The sequence below is a fragment of the Bradyrhizobium sp. Kon56 genome (genome assembly GCF_055807635.1).
In genome coordinates this window covers 21,225-35,802 of record NZ_JBVVOU010000030.1, presented here as the reverse complement: position 1 = coordinate 35,802, position 14,578 = coordinate 21,225, and the positions used below count along the sequence as shown (strand labels likewise).

The window sequence follows — 14,578 nt, the reverse complement described above, 5'->3', positions numbered from 1 at the left end:
CGGCAGCCACGGCGCCTAGAACACGCGCCGTTCCGTACAAATACGGACGACTGATCGAAAGCCCGAGCTGATCAGCAGGAGCCACATCATGACCGGGAACACTGCACTTATGCGCAATCCCTCGCACAAGGGCTTGCCGCCCGCACCCGACGTACAGCCTGACGATCGCTCGACGTCCGAGCGGCGCGCCGCCGACGCGGAGATGGCGCGCGTGCTCAGAACCGAGCCGTTTCGCACGGCCTTGGACTCCTCCGGCGCGGGGATCGCGCATTGGAAACATGATGCGCTGCACGACGTCGTCGAGCCCATGCGCCACCACGTGATCATGGCGCATAAAGGCGTGATGCAGCGCATGGAGCGGCGCTCGGGAAAATCGATCGCGATCGGCACGTTTCGTCCGGGGGTCGTGAACATCGTTCCGGAAGGGTCGAGCTCCCGATGGGACATTCCGAAGCCCGTCGACGTCGTGCAGCTTTACCTTCCCGACGCAACGCTGCAGCGCGTCGCTGGCGAGGCCGGGACCGCCGGGACCGCCGAATTGATTGAGCGAACGGCGCATCCCGACACCATCACGTCCCGACTGCTCCTGAGCGCCGCGGATTCGCTGGGGGGCCATGGCGTCCTTGATGCGCTGTTCCGGCATCAGCTCACGGATCTTCTGGCCACGCGCCTTTTGGCTGCGCATGCAGGCTCGCCAACCACGTTCCAGCCGACCATGGGCGGGCTGGCGCCGAAGGTCCTGCTCCGTGCGATCGAACGATTGCGCTGCGACAGCGAAGCGGACGTCTCGCTCGATGCGCTGGCGTCCGATGCCGGACTGTCGCGCTTCCATTTCTGCCGGTCCTTCAAGGAGAGCACCGGGCTATCGCCGCATGCCTGGCTGCGTCAGCACCGGCTCGAGCAGGCCATGAACATGTTGCGGGAGAGCGACGAATCGATCGTCTCGGTCGCCGCGGCGCTTGGTTACTCCTCGCAAACGGCCTTCGCCGCAGCATTCAAGAAGCTGACGGGCGAGACGCCGAGCGATTGGCGCAGGCGTATGCGTTAGCAGCAATCTCTCGACAGCGACGGCAATCGCGCTGGGGCAACGGCAAATCGGGTCAGCTACATCATCTCCATGTCCAGACCAATCGAGGGAGACCAAAGATGACCTGGAAAAACTTCGTCAGCCGACGGCTGATTGCCTCACGCCGCCGAAGCCTCGCGACCGCAACCCTGTACGGACTCTCGCTGGCCGTTCGCTTCACGTCGGCGACGGGCGAGGAAGTGGAAATTCCGGCTTACACCATGCACCCGGCACAACCGCCCGTTTCCATCATGATCCGAAATGGCGCCGGCCTTCCCTATCAGGACTGGAGTCGAAGTGAGCTTCAGCCCGTCGTCTTAGGTTACGGCCGGCCGCCGAATCTGCAGGCACGCTGCATCGCGCCCTGAGGCCAGCGATCCAACCCACCCCACGCGCCGACGCCGGACGCTGTTCTCAACGCAGCAGCGCGGTCGCGCGCGGTCTTTCGAACAGCAACCAAGGAGAAAACCCATGCGACTCGTCATCATCGGGGCCGGCTTCGCCGGCATGTACGCCGCGCTTTCCGCAGCCCGGCTGCGCGACATCCGGGGCGCCTCGCCGCAAGATCTGCAGATCGCGCTCGTTTCACCGGAGCCGACGCTGGTGGTCCGTCCGCGGCTCTACGAGTCGAAGCCGGAAACCGTGACGGCCCCGCTGCTCGACGTCCTCGAGGCGATCGACGTCGACTACATCCAGGGCAGCGCCGAGACGATCAACACCGAGGCCAGAACGGTGCAGATCACGCCCGCGAAGGGCCCGCGAAAGACGCTGTCCTACGACCGCCTCGTCGTGACCACCGGCAGCCGGCTATTCCGTCCGAACATTCCGGGCCTCGCCGAGCACGGCTTCAGCGTCGATTCGCTCGACGATGCCGTAGCGCTCGACAAGCATCTGCATGGCCTCGCGGAGCGGCCCGCCGCGAACGGACGCGACACGGTCGTCGTCGCTGGCGGCGGCTTCACCGGGATCGAGGCGGCCACCGAAATGCCGACGCGGCTGCGCGAAATCCTGGGCCCCGATGCCAAGACTCGCGTCGTCATCGTCGATCGCAACACTGCGATCGCACCCGACATGGGTGCAGGCGCACGCTCCGTCATCGAGGAAGCCTTGCGCAAGGTTGGCGTAGAGACACGGCTCGGCGCCGGCGTCGCCGCGCTTGACGACACCGGCGTCACCTTGTCCAGCGGTGAGCACATTGAAACCGAGACAGTGATTTGGGCAGCGGGCATTCGTGCAGCGCCGCTGACCGGGCAGATTCCCGCCGAGCGCGACAATTTCGGACGGTTGCTGGTCGATCGCTGCTTGCAGGTGCCAGGCGTTCAAGGTGTCTTCGCGGCCGGCGACGCGGCACGCGCCGCCTGCGACGACGAGGGCAATTACGCACTGATGTCGTGCCAGCACGCCACGCGGATGGGCGCCTTTGCCGGCAACAATGCCGCGGCCGAATTGCTCGGCGTTCCGACCAGACCCTACCACCAGAAGGCCTACGTCACCTGCCTCGACCTCGGCGAAGCCGGCGCGCTGTTCACACGCGGCTGGGAGCGCAAGGTCGAGATGGTCGGCGATGTCGCCAAGAAGACCAAGCGTGAGATCAACACCGTCTGGATCTATCCGCCGAAGGCGGAGCGCGCCCTGGCGCTCGCTTCGGCCGATCCGGAACGCGTGACCGAAGTCTAGCCGCCTCACGTGATGATGGCCGCGCTCCCGCGGGGCGCGCGGCCCGCCACTGCAGACCGACCATTCAGGAGCCCACAGCATGAACCAGCAGATCCGCAACGTCGCGTTCGCGATGCCGCTGACGAACCCGGCTTTCCCGCCCGGCCCGTATCGCTTCATCAACCGCGAATATTTCATCATCCAGTACCGGACCGACCCGGAGGCGTTGCGCCGGATCGTGCCGGAGCCGCTGGAGCTGACCGAGCCTGTGGTGAATTACGAATTCATTCGCATGCCTGATTCCACCGGCTTCGGCGACTACACGGAAAGCGGCCAGATCATCCCGGTGTCCTTCCGCGGCCAGACCGGCAGCTTCGTCCACCAGATGTTCCTCAACGATCATCCGCCGATCGCCGGCGGCCGCGAGCTGTGGGGCTTTCCCAAGAAGCTGGCTCAGCCGAAGCTGGCCGTCGAGACCGATACGCTGGTCGGCACGCTGGACTACGGCTCGGTGCGCATCGCCACCGGCACCATGGGCTACAAGCATCGCGCCCTCGATCTTTCCACCGAAGCACGAAAGCTCATCGCGCCCAATTTCCTGCTGAAGATCATTCCGCATGTCGACGGCACCGCGCGCATTTGCGAACTGGTGCGCTTCCATCTCGAGGACGTGACGGTGAAGGGCGCATGGACGGGGCCCGCCGCGCTCGATCTCTTCTCCCACGCGCTCGCACCGGTCGCCGAGCTGCCGGTTCTTCAGGTGCTCTCGGCCAAGCATATCGTTGCCGATCTGACGCTCGGATTGGGCACCGTGGTGCACGACTATCTGGAGCGGTCCGCGGCGGCGCGATCCCCTGGAGCCGGAGCTGAAATCCTGACCGAAACACACGCGGGCTGACCGAACAGGTCGCATTGCAAGGAGTAGTCACCATGTTCAACGTGACACGCGAACAAATCGATTCCGCACGACCGATCAATCCGCTGCCCTACGATGTCGTTGCGCTGGTGCTGCAGGGCGGCGGCGCGCTCGGGGCCTACCAGGCCGGCGTCTACGAAGGCTTGCACGAGGCCGGGATCCGGCCGAACTGGCTGGCGGGCATCTCGATCGGCGCGCTCAACGCCGCGATCATCGCGGGCTCCCCGGAAGACGAGCGCGTGGCACGGCTGCGCGAGTTCTGGGAGACGATCTGCGCAACCCCGGTGGAATGGCCTGCCGGCGAGGGACTGGCCGGTGCGCTACCGTTCGCGTTCGACTTCAACTCACTGCACAACACGCTTGCCGCGATGCGCGCGCTGTTCCAGGGCCAGCCCGGCTTCTTCAGGCCGCGCTTCCCCTCGCCCCTGTGGTCGCCCTTCTCCGGCGACGCGTCGACCAGCTTCTATGACACGGCGCCGTTGCAACGGACGCTGGAACAGCTCGTCGATTTCGACCGGCTGAACTCGGGCGAAGTGCGTGTCAGCGTCGGCGCGGTCAACGTCCGCACCGGCAATCTCACCTATTTCGACACAGCCGAGCGGCGGCTCGGTCCGAAACACTTCATGGCTTCGGGCGCGCTGCCGCCCGGATTTCCCGCCGTCGAAATCGACTCCGAGCACTACTGGGATGGTGGCGTGGTCTCCAACACGCCTCTCTCTCGCGTCCTGTCGGGCGATGCGAAAGACACGCTGACGTTCCAGATCGATCTCTGGTCGGCGCGGGGCCGCGTGCCGCACGACATGATGGAGGTGTCGAGCCGGCAGAAGGACATTCAGTATTCCAGTCGTACCCGCGCCGTCACCGACCAGGCGCTACGGATGCAGGAGATGCGGCAGGCGCTGCAGCGGACGATCGACAGATTGCCGGACGCCGCAAGAAACGATCCCGAAATGCGCGCCATCGCCGAGCTCGCCCGTCACCGCTCCCACAACATCATCCACCTGATCTACCAGTCCAAGCTCCACGAAGGTCACTCCAAGGATTACGAGTTCGGACCGAAAGCGATGCGCGCGCACTGGCAAAGTGGACGGGACGACATCCGCCGCACGTTGGCCGACGGACGGCGCCTCGAGCCGCCGCCTTCCGAACTCGGCATCGTCACCCACGACATTCACCGCCGCGATTGACCTCGCCGGCAACCATCATCGAAAGGAGTTTTTCATGTTGAAAGGCAAAGTAGCGATCGTCACCGGATCGACCAGCGGCATTGGCCTCGGGATCGCAAGAGAGCTGGCCAGGCTCGGCGCCGATATCGTCCTGAACGGTTTTGGAGATCCGGCGGAGATCGAGAAGATCCGCAGCGGCATCGAACGCGAGGACGGCGTCCGCGTCGCGTATGACGGCGCCGACATGTCTGATGGTGAGGCCGTGCGCGGAATGATCGCGGCAACCATCGAGAACTTTGGACGGCTCGACATCCTCGTCAACAATGCCGGCATCCAGTTCACCGCACCGGTCGAGGCGTTTCCGCCCGCCAAGTGGAAGGCCATTCTCGACATCAACCTGTCGGCCGCATTTCACGGCATCGCTTCGGCCGTGCCCCAGATGAAAAAGCAGCGATGGGGTCGCATCGTCAACATCGCTTCCACGCATGGTCTCGTCGCATCCACCCACAAGGCAGCCTATGTCGCGGCCAAGCATGGCCTCGTCGGCCTCACCAAGGTGGTAGGCCTCGAAACCGCCGGCAGCGGCGTCACTTGCAACGCGGTCTGTCCCGGCTGGGTGCGCACGCCGCTCGTGGAGAAACAGATTAGCGACATCGCGGCGGAGAAAGGCATCAGCCAGAAGCAAGCGGCCGAAGAGCTTCTCTCCGAAAAACAGCCATCGCTGGACTTCGCCTCCCCTAAGCAGATCGGTGGCACCGTCGCCTTCTTGTGCTCGGCCGCGGCCGACCAGATCACGGGGACGACGATCTCCGTCGATGGCGGCTGGACCGCGCAATGAGCGCGTGACGAACCTCTAACTCACCAAGCGATGACGGCCGCGCTCTCGCTGGCGGCGCGGCCTGCTCAACCAGGACCAGCCAGAGTCAACACCAACCAAGTGCCTCAACCTTGAAACAGGAGACCAACATGAATCTGCACAACACCTCATATCCCGTGTCATCGGGACCTGAAGAGCTCGTTCCGTCGCGCTACGCACTGAAGATCGGCGAGATCGACGTGCTGGTGGTCAGCGACGGCGTGCTGCCGCTGCCGACCAAGATGCTCGCACACAACGCCGACCCGGCGGTGCGGGCGACCTGGCTGCACGACATGTTCCTGCCGCAGGACGCTTTCGACTGGGCGCTGAACGCCGTCATGGTTCGCAGCGGCGGCAAGACCATCCTCATCGACGCCGGACTGGGTTCGGATCCGAACCTGAACTTGCCGCGCGCCGGGCAGTTGATCAGGCGACTGGCGGCCGCCGGCATCGATCTTTCGGCGGTGACCGATCTGGTGCTGACTCATCTGCACATGGACCACATTGGCGGCCTGCTGGTCGACGGCGTGAAGCAGCAGCTGCGCAAGGACCTGCGGATCCACGTCGCGGCCGCCGAGGTCAAGTTCTGGGAAAAGCCGGATTTCTCCCGCACTGCCATGCCGGAAGGCTTTCCGGACGCGCTTCGATCGACCGCCAAGCAGTTCCTGAAGGAGTACGGCAGTCAGCTGAGGCTGTTCGATGACGAGCACGAGATTGCACCTGGCGTCATCGCCCGTCGCACCGGCGGTCACACCCCCGGACATAGCGTGGTTCGCATGGCGTCCGGCGATGATGCGCTGACATTCGCCGGCGACGCCGTGTTTGCCGTCGGGTTCGAGCAACCCGACTGGTTTAATGGGTTCGAACACGACCCCGAGGAGGCCGCGCGCGTTCGCATCCGTCTGTTGCGACAGCTTGCCGAGACCGGGGAAATGCTGGTGGCCACGCACCTGCCGTTCCCGTCCGTGGGCCGGGTGGCAGCCGACGGCGACGCCTTCCGTTGGGTGCCGGTGTTCTGGGACTACTGACCGCTTGCCGGGTTGGAGCTGAAGCAGGGCGCGGACTCGATAAGTCCGCGCCCTTGAAAATAGGATCAAACATCGACCCTCGCGGTTATCGCCCCGCTGAGACGGCTGGAACCGGTCGGCGGCGCCAGCCAGCATTGCGTCCGTGCAGCGCAGGCGGCTCCTCGTCTGCGTTCGTGCGCGCGCGAGATCGAGCGAGGCGACATGGCGATCGCGGCATTCAGGATGATCACTCTCGTGGCGGTTGCCGCCATGATCGGCCCATCCGTGCAGGCCCGCGACGACGGTCGCTACGCGAACTCGCCCCTCAAGGGCTGGTTCGAGAGCCTGCGCAGCAAGGGCGGCGGTCCCTGCTGTGCCGATGCCGATGGCACGGCGCTGGACGATGTCGACTGGGACACCAGCAACGGACATTATCGCGTGAGACTCCTGGGCGACTGGATCGAGGTGCCCGACGACGCCGTGATCACCGAGCCAAACCGCGTCGGCCGCACCATGGTCTGGCCGTATTACGTCAACGGCCGCGCCATGATCCGCTGCTTCATGCCCGGCAGCATGATTTGAGGTCTCAACCTTCGTCCCGGCTCGGCGCAGCATGCGATCATGCGCCGTCAAACCGGCCGGTGCGGGCTCACTTGACCTGCTTGGCCGTGTGGATCTCGACGAACTCGGCATCGGGATGCGCGACGATGGTGGCGAACATGATGCCGCTGATAATGAGCGACCAGGCGGTGTCCCAATAAATCCAAAACACGTGCCAGCCTCCGTTTCGATCTGCTCCGCCGCGGGATCAGGGTAACGGCAAGACGAGGCTGCCGTTCCCGGTGCGAGTGCGGCGCGGGCGAGATGCTATTTTGGTTTGGTCGGCGCGGAGTTGGGATCGGTTTGGCCGGTGTGGCGCTTTGCCACGACGTCCTCATCGCGCTCGCCCTGACGCGGGCGCGGCGGCGACTTGGGCTGGCCGGCCTGACCGCCATGCTTGCCGCCCATGTCGGGCTTACCTTCGAGATCGTTTTCACGGGGCATGCCGGTTCAATGCGCTCGCGCGGCATTGGTTCGGTTCGCCTGTGAACGAGTTCATAGGATCGCCGCGATTTGCAGTGCACGATCGCCAGGCCCGCTCCCCGGGAGCATTCTCTTCATATGACTGACGGATTCGGCCTGATGCGGAAACGACTCGTCGCCTGGACGATCCTGACCTGCGCGCTGCTCGCGGTCACCGTGTGGACCGTGCTCGGGCCGCCCCCCACCCCGCCCGGGCCCCATCTGCCCTCGCGCACAGCGGCCATATGGTAGACCTCCACCGATACCATTTCGGCATCGATCGATCCCCATTGGAGTTTGGCGCGGCGGGGCGGCTGCCGCTATCCTCGCCGGCAAAACGACAAATGCCGCACCGACATCCAGGAGGACCCCATGTTGAGATCGACCCGACGCATCAGATCCGGCGTACCCCGCGCCGCGATCGCCACCACGCTTGCTTTCCTCACTCTCATTTCTGGAGTCCGCGCCGGCATGGCCGAGACGTTCGCCTATGTCGGCAATGCCGACAGTAACGACATCAGCGTGTTCAAGATGGCCGAGAGCGGCGAGATGACGCCCGTGCAGACGGCCGGCTTCACCGGCGTCGAAAAGCCCGGCTCCTCGACGCCGCTCGCGATCACGCCCGACCATCGCGTGCTGATCGCCGGTGTCCGCTCGCAGCCGTTTCTCGCGGTGAGCTTTGCGATCGATCCGAAGACCGGCCAGCTCAGCCATATCGGCAACGGCCCCCTCGCCGACAGCATGGCCTACATCGCCATCGACCGCGGCGGCAAATTCCTGTTCAGCGCCTCCTATGGCGGCAACAAGGTCGCGCTGAATCCGCTGCTCGCCAACGGCGTCGCAGGCGAACCGAAGCAGGTGATCCCGACCGGGCTGAACGCGCACGCCTTCCTGCCCTCGCCCGACAACCGCTTCGCGTTCGCGACCAATCTCGGCTCCGACCAGATCCTGGCCTTCACGTTCGATGCCACGACCGGCACGCTCACGCCGAGCGATCCGCCGGCCCACAAGGTGCCGGAGAAATCGGGACCCCGGCATTTCGTGTTCCACCCCAACGGCAAGTTCGTCTATCTCCTGCACGAGCTAAACGGCGACGTCGCGGCGTTCGCCTATGAGGCCAAGGGCGGCGCATGGGACGAGATCCAGCGCACCAGCGCGCTGCCCGAAGGATTTACCGGAAAGCCCTGGGCAGCCGACATCCAAATCACCCCCGACGGCCGTTTCCTCTACGCCTCCGAGCGCACCACCAGCACGCTCACCGCCTACAAGGTCGATGCGACCACCGGCAAGCTGACCACCATCGGCAGCGTGCCGACCGAGAAGCAGCCACGCGGCTTCCATATCGATCCCGGCGGGCGCTACCTTGCCGCCGTGGGCGAGCTCTCCGACAGCATGACGGTCTATGCCATCGACCAGAGCAGCGGGGTGCTGACCAAGCTGAAATCCTACGCCACCGGCAAGAAGCCGAACTGGGTGGAGTTTTTGAGCCTGCCGTGAGCGGGCGCTGGTACCTCCTCGTCGTCATGGCCGGGCTTGTCCCGGCCATCCACGCCTAGCTACGCGGCACAAAGAACGTGGATGCCCGGACAAGCCCGGGCATGACGCGTTTGTTGGGCGGCCGACGAACCTCTTTGCTTGTGCGGCGACTAATTCAACGGGCGGCATCGCGCCGCCCGTGCTGCTGCGGCATTCTCATCCGGCCGGCCCTGACGTGCCCTTGGCTCGCAGCGATCGCTTCTGCTAACGATGAGGCCGTCAAGGCCCCAACCGGAATGACCCATGCGATCATTGCCTGCGCGTTCTGTTTCCAGACATCTCGTTGCGCTCGCCGGACTGCTGTTGCTGTCGGCCCAGCCCGCTGCCGCCGCCGATGACGACGCGCCCAAGGGGCCGGCGGTCACGGTGCTGAAGGTCGCGAAATCCTGTTTCTCCGACATCGTCGAGGGCACCGGCACCATCATCGCGCGCGAGGCAAGCTCGGTGCGGCCGGAGCGGCCCGGTTTGAAGGTGACAGAGGTGCTGGCGGAAGCCGGCGACACCACCACCGCAGGCCAGGTGCTGGCGCGGCTCGCACTGCCCGAGGGCGGCACACTTCAGGTTACCGCCCCCGTGGCAGGCGTGATCGCGACGTCGACCGCGCAGATCGGCAACCTCGCCTCCGCCAAGGGCGAGGCGCTGTTCACGATCGTGGCGCGCAGCGAGTACGATCTCGTCGCCCTCGTCGCGACCAGCGATATGCGCAAGCTCGCGGTCAACCAGGTGGCGACCGTGCGCATCGCCGGCGCCGGCGATATCGACGGCAAGGTGCGCCGCATCGGCCCGACGGTCGAGCCGAACATCCAGCAGGGCATGGTCTATATCGGCATCTCCTCGCAGAAGCGGCTGTTGCTGAATGCGAGCGGGCGCGCACTGATCAAGTCGGGCCAGAGCTGCAACGTCGCGGTGCCGCTGACCTCGGTGCAGTATTCCTCCGCCGGCACCGTCGTGCAGGTGATCCGCCGCAACCGCGTCGAGACCAAGCGCGTCGAGGTCGGACTGATGTCGGGCGGCAATATCGAGATTCGCGACGGCCTCAACGAGGGCGATATCGTCGTCGCCCGCGCCGGCGCGCTGCTGCGCGAAGGAGATCCGGTGCGCACGGTGATGGCCACGGAAGCGGCGAAGTAGGATTGCTCGTGTCCCGGACGCGCTGCAGCGTGTGACGCTGCCGCGCAGAGCCGGACCCATCTCTCGTCCAAGCGATAAGCTTAAAAACTAGGCCCCGGCTCTGCGTCGCATCATTGCATGATGCGCCGCGTCCGGGGCACGAGACTTCGCAGAACCTAAGAAAAACTAGCCGCCGGCTTCGCCGAAATGGACGTCCTCGAGCAGCGAGGAGGAGACGGTCGGGACCTGGTCGCCTTCGCTGGCGCGGGAGATGGCAAGGCGGGTCTTGTTGAAGACGCTCTCGGCGCTGCCCTGCGTATTGAGGTTGTTGAGGAACTCGCTGACCAGCACGCTGTGCTCGCCCTTGCCGTCGTCGACGACCTTGCCCGGCGAAGCCGAGGAGAGGATCAGCGCATTGTCCGTCGCGCTGATCGGCGCGAGGCCGTGGCTGTAGGAGCGGAAGCGGCGCTCATAGGGATTGCGGCGGGAGGCGTCGACCACGACGAGCTTGGCCTTGGCGCCCTGCTCCTTCATCATGTCGAGCACGCCCTCGATGGAGACGCCGTGACGGCGGACGTCGCTTTCCTTCCAGATCACGGCATCGACCGGCAGCATGTAGCTCTCGCGGCCGGCCTGCACGCCGTAGCCGCCGAAGAACAGCATGACGACGGTGTCGGGCTTGATCCGGGACTTCAGGCGATTGACGGCGCGGACCATGTCGTCCTTGGTCGCGTCTTCCACCATGTCGACGTCAAAACCGTTCTTGCGCAGCGACGAGGACAGCGCGCGGGCGTCGTTGATCGACTGCGTCAGCGGCGCGCTGGCGTCGGGGTAATGTCCATTGCCGATGACGAGGGCGAGACGCGAGGCTTGGCCGATCGAGCCGGTGACCTGGTCGGTCGAGACGGCCTTGGCGGCATCGAGCGCCCGCATGTTGAGGGCAGCATGGGCGCCGATCACGAGCGAGACCGTGCCGATGAGGGCTGCGGCCACCGCGATCGTGCGTCGGGAAATGTCGAGCTGCGTTACATTCATCTCGCGTCATTCCTGTCAGTGCCAAAGACCAGCCAAACACGCGCACACTGTTTGAGTAGCGCGATAGCGTCTTTGGGTTTGAGGGATTGGCCGGGGGTGTGCCCCCGAATTGCGCGCAATTTGCGGCGCCGCACCAAACAAAGCCTTAACCGGATATCGCCTCCCCCGCAATAGATCGCCGAAAATTTGAGCTAAGTCTCTGGAAACATGAGCTAATTTTTACTGCCCAATGTGTGATTTTTTTGCGTCCCCGTAGCCTTCCGGAGCCTGATTATGCAGGCTTCGTGCCGGCTTTTTCTGTGACCCTCATCACATTTGTATTTCCTGCGAATCCGGGTAGCTTTTCAACGACTTGCAGGGGGTGGCGCGCGGCTGGGAGCGCGCCGGCCGGCCCCCCGGCCAATTCCCGCGACCAGGTTATTTCATGAGCTTTCAATATTTTGCCGGCGCCGCCTGCCGGGCGCTGACGGCGCGGAAGGACGGCCCCTCGCTTTACGACGTCTGCGATCCCGTACTGTCTGTTGCGGCCAGCGGCGATCCGCATCTGCCTAAGTTCTACAAGACCGCGCTCGGCAATCCCGCATTGCGGGTGCTGCTCCGCCGGGCCGGGCTGCCCGAGCTGCGCGACGAAGGCAAACTGGCCCGGCTGCGCCAGGCCCTAGTGCGCGCCCGCGACGAGGCCGAGCCCAATTGGGCGGCGGTCGGCCAGCCCGTCGCCGATCTCGTCGACAGCATCGCGCTGGATCATCCCAAGCCGCCGCCGGCCATGTTCACCGGCGCCATGCCGCAACAATCGCAGATCGACGGCGTGATCCGCGACTGCGCGCAGCATCTGCTGGGCTCGTACCGCAAAAATGGCTTTCTGCCGACCTACGCCGCGTTCAACCTGATCGGCGATCCCGATTTCCGCGGCCGAGAGCTGACCATGGCGCTCACGGGTCTCAACGCGCGCGGCTACAAGAACTCCTCGCTGCTGTTCAACCTCGCCCGTGTCTTCATCGCGCGATCTCCGGCGCGCGCAGTCGTCAATCCGCCCTGGCGAGGGGTTGCCGAACCGATGTGGGAGCCGGTGCAGATCCGCCACCGCTCGGCCTATTACGACGCGTTCTTCATCGAGGCGCTGTTGAGCTACGTTGAGACCGGTCTCGCCTCGCTCTCCGACAAGATGGCGGCGGAGCGCGCGGTTGCCGATATGGTCGATTTCTGCGTCAACATCAGCCGCGAAGAGGTCGAGGGCATCGACGGGGCGCGGTTCAACGTCATCACCGCGCTCGCGCCGGCACCGCATCCGCGCTTCTCACGCTACTTCGCCCAGATCAAGCAGGACCTCGGCTTCGGCGTCTACGTGCCGGATTGCGACACCACGGCGTGCTCGATCTCCGCGGCGACGCAGGCCGGCTGCACCGATCCGATCCTCGACCAGCCGCTGCTGGATTTCTATGCCGGCTATCAGGTGCGCGCCGGCGTCAACGAGCCGCGCGTGACCGTGCCGATCAACGACAATATCGATTACGAGGGCGGGGTTGCGACCTGGATCGACAATCTCAAGGGCGAGCGGCCCTATGGCAATGATCTCGATCCGACGCTCAATCTCGACATTCTCGAGGTCAGCTTTCGCAACCTCGCGCGCTGGAAAGTATTGGAGACGCCGGCGCGGCTCGCCACCGTGCATCGCATCCTCGGCTTCCAGAAGCGGCTGGCGGCGAGCGGCGCCTTCGCCAATCCGCGCTCGCATATCTACTATTTGCCTGAGCTTTACAGCGCCTATTTCGGTCGCTGCTATGCTGCCTTCCTGGCGCTGCCGCTGGCGGCGCAGGCGATCATCGATCCCGACGGCGATTTCGATTTCATCCGCCACCGCGTGCTCTCCTACGTCAAGGGCGAGTTGATGGCCGCCGAAATGAACGTGTTCGACGCAGCGCTCGCCCTGATCGCGCTCGGCCATCTCGGCGCCGACCCGCGCGCCTTTGCGCCGGCGCTGAACGTGATCGTCGCGAGCGTCGGCGAAGGCGGCCGCCGCGGCCCGTTCCGCGCCTATGAGTGGAACAAGATGAAGACGCCGACGCGGATCCTGGTGGGCGGTCCGGAGGTCACGTCGGCGTTCGTGCTGATGGCGCTGGCGGTGGCCAAGCGGGCGATGGCGCGGGGATGAGGTCGCGCAGGGTGGGTTAGCGAAGCGTAACCCACCACTTCTGCCGCCGTGGAGACGAAAGAGGTGGGTTACGCCTTCGGCTAACCCACCCCTACTAAACTTCGCCCGATGACAGGAAGTTGAAAGCCCAATTGCCAGGCATATGCTGGCCGAGCGGACAAAAGCCGACCACAATTGCGAGGTCTATCGCAGTTTTCATCACACGCGGGCCGGCATGTTGCGAAAACCCCTGATTGCGCTGTCATTGCTTGGCTTCTCCTTGTCCGGCTTGCCATCGCCGGCGCGGGCCGCCGACATCACCGGCACAGCGAAGGTCCGCGCCGGCGACGCGGTGGTGATCGGCAACACGCGGATCAGGCTCGGCGGCATCGACGCCCCCGCGGTCGACCAGCTCTGCCTCAACAACAAGGGCGAGCGCTGGACCTGCGGCATCGCGGCCCGCGACGAGCTCGCCAAATACGCCGACGGCAAGACCTGGGTCTGCCATGCGCGGTCGATCGACCGGCGCGGCCGCACCGTGGCGCGCTGCGACGTCGGCGGCGAGGATATCCAGAAATGGCTGGTGCGCGCAGGCTGGGCGCTGGCCTACACCCGCGTCTCGCGCGACTACGAAGCCGATGATGCCGCCGCGCGGGAGGCAAAAGCCGGCATGTGGCAAGGCGCCTTCATCGCGCCCTGGGACTGGCGCGAGCGCAACAAGAAGACCACCATCCTCGGCGCCACCAAGCCGCCCGATGGCGCACATGCGATCCTGCTCGCTTCGGCTTCGGGCCCGGTCGCGCCCTCGCCGGACTGCACCATCAAGGGCAACGTCAACAGCGCCGGCGAGTGCATCTATCACCGGCCGACCAGCCGCTGGTATGCGCAGATCAAGATGAAGATCAGCAAGGGCACGCGCTGGTTCTGCTCGGTGGAGGAAGCCGAGGATGCGGGCTGCCGCGAGACTAAGAGATAACCCACGTCAGACCTGCGTTTTCCGGCCTTTTCTTGCACCGCGGCGCCGCGTAAAAGTGTGA

At 65.2% G+C, this 14,578-nt stretch carries 16 protein-coding genes; 13 read left to right on the top strand and 3 right to left on the bottom strand.

Annotation, left to right across the window (positions count from 1 at the left end):
* Window positions 1–88 precede the first annotated feature (88 nt).
* From AC0L3B_RS31940 to AC0L3B_RS31905, 8 genes are all read left to right on the top strand, one after another.
* Window positions 89–1,048 carry a helix-turn-helix domain-containing protein gene (locus tag AC0L3B_RS31940; protein WP_204512828.1) on the top strand — a complete coding sequence of 320 codons (960 nt, stop codon included), beginning with the start codon at window positions 89–91 and terminating at the stop codon, window positions 1,046–1,048.
* 98 nt (window positions 1,049–1,146) lie between these two features.
* Window positions 1,147–1,434: a hypothetical protein gene (locus AC0L3B_RS31935; protein WP_018456605.1), complete on the top strand. Its 288-nt coding sequence runs from the start codon at window positions 1,147–1,149 to the stop codon at window positions 1,432–1,434.
* 103 nt (window positions 1,435–1,537) lie between these two features.
* Window positions 1,538–2,743 carry an NAD(P)/FAD-dependent oxidoreductase gene (locus tag AC0L3B_RS31930; protein WP_204512829.1) on the top strand — a complete coding sequence of 402 codons (1,206 nt, stop codon included), beginning with the start codon at window positions 1,538–1,540 and terminating at the stop codon, window positions 2,741–2,743.
* Window positions 2,744–2,822: 79 nt separating this feature from the next.
* Window positions 2,823–3,620, top strand: coding sequence for an acetoacetate decarboxylase (locus AC0L3B_RS31925; protein WP_204512830.1), 798 nt, complete (start codon window positions 2,823–2,825; stop codon window positions 3,618–3,620).
* 32 nt (window positions 3,621–3,652) lie between these two features.
* A complete protein-coding gene (locus AC0L3B_RS31920; protein WP_204512831.1) occupies window positions 3,653–4,825 on the top strand; it encodes a patatin-like phospholipase family protein in 1,173 nt (390 codons plus the stop codon).
* 34 nt (window positions 4,826–4,859) lie between these two features.
* The gene (locus tag AC0L3B_RS31915; protein WP_204512832.1) at window positions 4,860–5,642 is read left to right on the top strand and encodes a 3-hydroxybutyrate dehydrogenase; all 783 of its coding nucleotides are present in this window, start codon (window positions 4,860–4,862) and stop codon (window positions 5,640–5,642) included.
* 128 nt (window positions 5,643–5,770) lie between these two features.
* Window positions 5,771–6,688: an MBL fold metallo-hydrolase gene (locus AC0L3B_RS31910; RefSeq protein WP_204512833.1), complete on the top strand. Its 918-nt coding sequence runs from the start codon at window positions 5,771–5,773 to the stop codon at window positions 6,686–6,688.
* 201 nt (window positions 6,689–6,889) lie between these two features.
* Window positions 6,890–7,249: a hypothetical protein gene (locus AC0L3B_RS31905; RefSeq protein WP_018456611.1), complete on the top strand. Its 360-nt coding sequence runs from the start codon at window positions 6,890–6,892 to the stop codon at window positions 7,247–7,249.
* 67 nt (window positions 7,250–7,316) lie between these two features.
* Here AC0L3B_RS31905 and AC0L3B_RS31900 read toward each other — a convergent pair whose 3' ends face one another.
* Window positions 7,317–7,439: a hypothetical protein gene (locus AC0L3B_RS31900; RefSeq protein ID WP_268738921.1), complete on the bottom strand. Its 123-nt coding sequence runs from the start codon at window positions 7,437–7,439 to the stop codon at window positions 7,317–7,319.
* A 95-nt stretch (window positions 7,440–7,534) separates the two neighbouring features.
* Window positions 7,535–7,711, bottom strand: a complete 177-nt coding sequence (locus AC0L3B_RS31895) for a hypothetical protein (protein ID WP_157642977.1) — start codon at window positions 7,709–7,711, stop codon at window positions 7,535–7,537.
* 138 nt (window positions 7,712–7,849) lie between these two features.
* Between AC0L3B_RS31895 and AC0L3B_RS31890 the strand changes: the two genes are divergently transcribed.
* The 3 genes from AC0L3B_RS31890 (at window position 7,850) to AC0L3B_RS31880 (ending at window position 10,396) form a co-directional block, all read left to right on the top strand.
* A complete protein-coding gene (locus AC0L3B_RS31890) occupies window positions 7,850–7,981 on the top strand; it encodes a hypothetical protein (protein WP_283842367.1) in 132 nt (43 codons plus the stop codon).
* Between the two features lie 120 nt (window positions 7,982–8,101).
* A complete protein-coding gene (locus tag AC0L3B_RS31885; RefSeq protein ID WP_026233209.1) occupies window positions 8,102–9,226 on the top strand; it encodes a lactonase family protein in 1,125 nt (374 codons plus the stop codon).
* Between the two features lie 282 nt (window positions 9,227–9,508).
* Entirely contained in the window at window positions 9,509–10,396 is an 888-nt protein-coding gene (locus tag AC0L3B_RS31880; RefSeq protein ID WP_026233210.1) for an efflux RND transporter periplasmic adaptor subunit, read from the top strand.
* A gap of 165 nt (window positions 10,397–10,561) precedes the next feature.
* Here AC0L3B_RS31880 and AC0L3B_RS31875 read toward each other — a convergent pair whose 3' ends face one another.
* Window positions 10,562–11,410 (bottom strand): caspase family protein, encoded by an 849-nt coding sequence (locus AC0L3B_RS31875; protein ID WP_018456617.1) that lies wholly within the window; start codon window positions 11,408–11,410, stop codon window positions 10,562–10,564.
* A gap of 424 nt (window positions 11,411–11,834) precedes the next feature.
* Here AC0L3B_RS31875 and AC0L3B_RS31870 point away from each other — a divergent pair, with 424 nt between their 5' ends.
* Both AC0L3B_RS31870 and AC0L3B_RS31865 read left to right on the top strand, forming a co-directional pair.
* Entirely contained in the window at window positions 11,835–13,562 is a 1,728-nt protein-coding gene (locus tag AC0L3B_RS31870; protein ID WP_085358483.1) for a hypothetical protein, read from the top strand.
* A 214-nt stretch (window positions 13,563–13,776) separates the two neighbouring features.
* Window positions 13,777–14,517, top strand: a complete 741-nt coding sequence (locus AC0L3B_RS31865; protein WP_026233211.1) for a thermonuclease family protein — start codon at window positions 13,777–13,779, stop codon at window positions 14,515–14,517.
* Window positions 14,518–14,578 lie beyond the last annotated feature (61 nt).

Bases quoted from the DNA above. Each gene is read 5' to 3' on its own strand.
- AC0L3B_RS31940 (WP_204512828.1), top strand. From the start codon at position 89: ATGACCGGGAACACTGCACTTATGCGCAATCCCTCGCACAAGGGCTTG.
- AC0L3B_RS31935 (WP_018456605.1), top strand. From the start codon at position 1,147: ATGACCTGGAAAAACTTCGTCAGCCGACGGCTGATTGCCTCACGCCGC.
- AC0L3B_RS31930 (WP_204512829.1), top strand. From the start codon at position 1,538: ATGCGACTCGTCATCATCGGGGCCGGCTTCGCCGGCATGTACGCCGCG.
- AC0L3B_RS31925 (WP_204512830.1), top strand. From the start codon at position 2,823: ATGAACCAGCAGATCCGCAACGTCGCGTTCGCGATGCCGCTGACGAAC.
- AC0L3B_RS31920 (WP_204512831.1), top strand. From the start codon at position 3,653: ATGTTCAACGTGACACGCGAACAAATCGATTCCGCACGACCGATCAAT.
- AC0L3B_RS31915 (WP_204512832.1), top strand. From the start codon at position 4,860: ATGTTGAAAGGCAAAGTAGCGATCGTCACCGGATCGACCAGCGGCATT.
- AC0L3B_RS31910 (WP_204512833.1), top strand. From the start codon at position 5,771: ATGAATCTGCACAACACCTCATATCCCGTGTCATCGGGACCTGAAGAG.
- AC0L3B_RS31905 (WP_018456611.1), top strand. From the start codon at position 6,890: ATGGCGATCGCGGCATTCAGGATGATCACTCTCGTGGCGGTTGCCGCC.
- AC0L3B_RS31895 (WP_157642977.1), bottom strand. From the start codon at position 7,711: ATGCCCCGTGAAAACGATCTCGAAGGTAAGCCCGACATGGGCGGCAAG.
- AC0L3B_RS31890 (WP_283842367.1), top strand. From the start codon at position 7,850: ATGCGGAAACGACTCGTCGCCTGGACGATCCTGACCTGCGCGCTGCTC.
- AC0L3B_RS31885 (WP_026233209.1), top strand. From the start codon at position 8,102: ATGTTGAGATCGACCCGACGCATCAGATCCGGCGTACCCCGCGCCGCG.
- AC0L3B_RS31880 (WP_026233210.1), top strand. From the start codon at position 9,509: ATGCGATCATTGCCTGCGCGTTCTGTTTCCAGACATCTCGTTGCGCTC.
- AC0L3B_RS31875 (WP_018456617.1), bottom strand. From the start codon at position 11,410: ATGAATGTAACGCAGCTCGACATTTCCCGACGCACGATCGCGGTGGCC.
- AC0L3B_RS31870 (WP_085358483.1), top strand. From the start codon at position 11,835: ATGAGCTTTCAATATTTTGCCGGCGCCGCCTGCCGGGCGCTGACGGCG.
- AC0L3B_RS31865 (WP_026233211.1), top strand. From the start codon at position 13,777: ATGTTGCGAAAACCCCTGATTGCGCTGTCATTGCTTGGCTTCTCCTTG.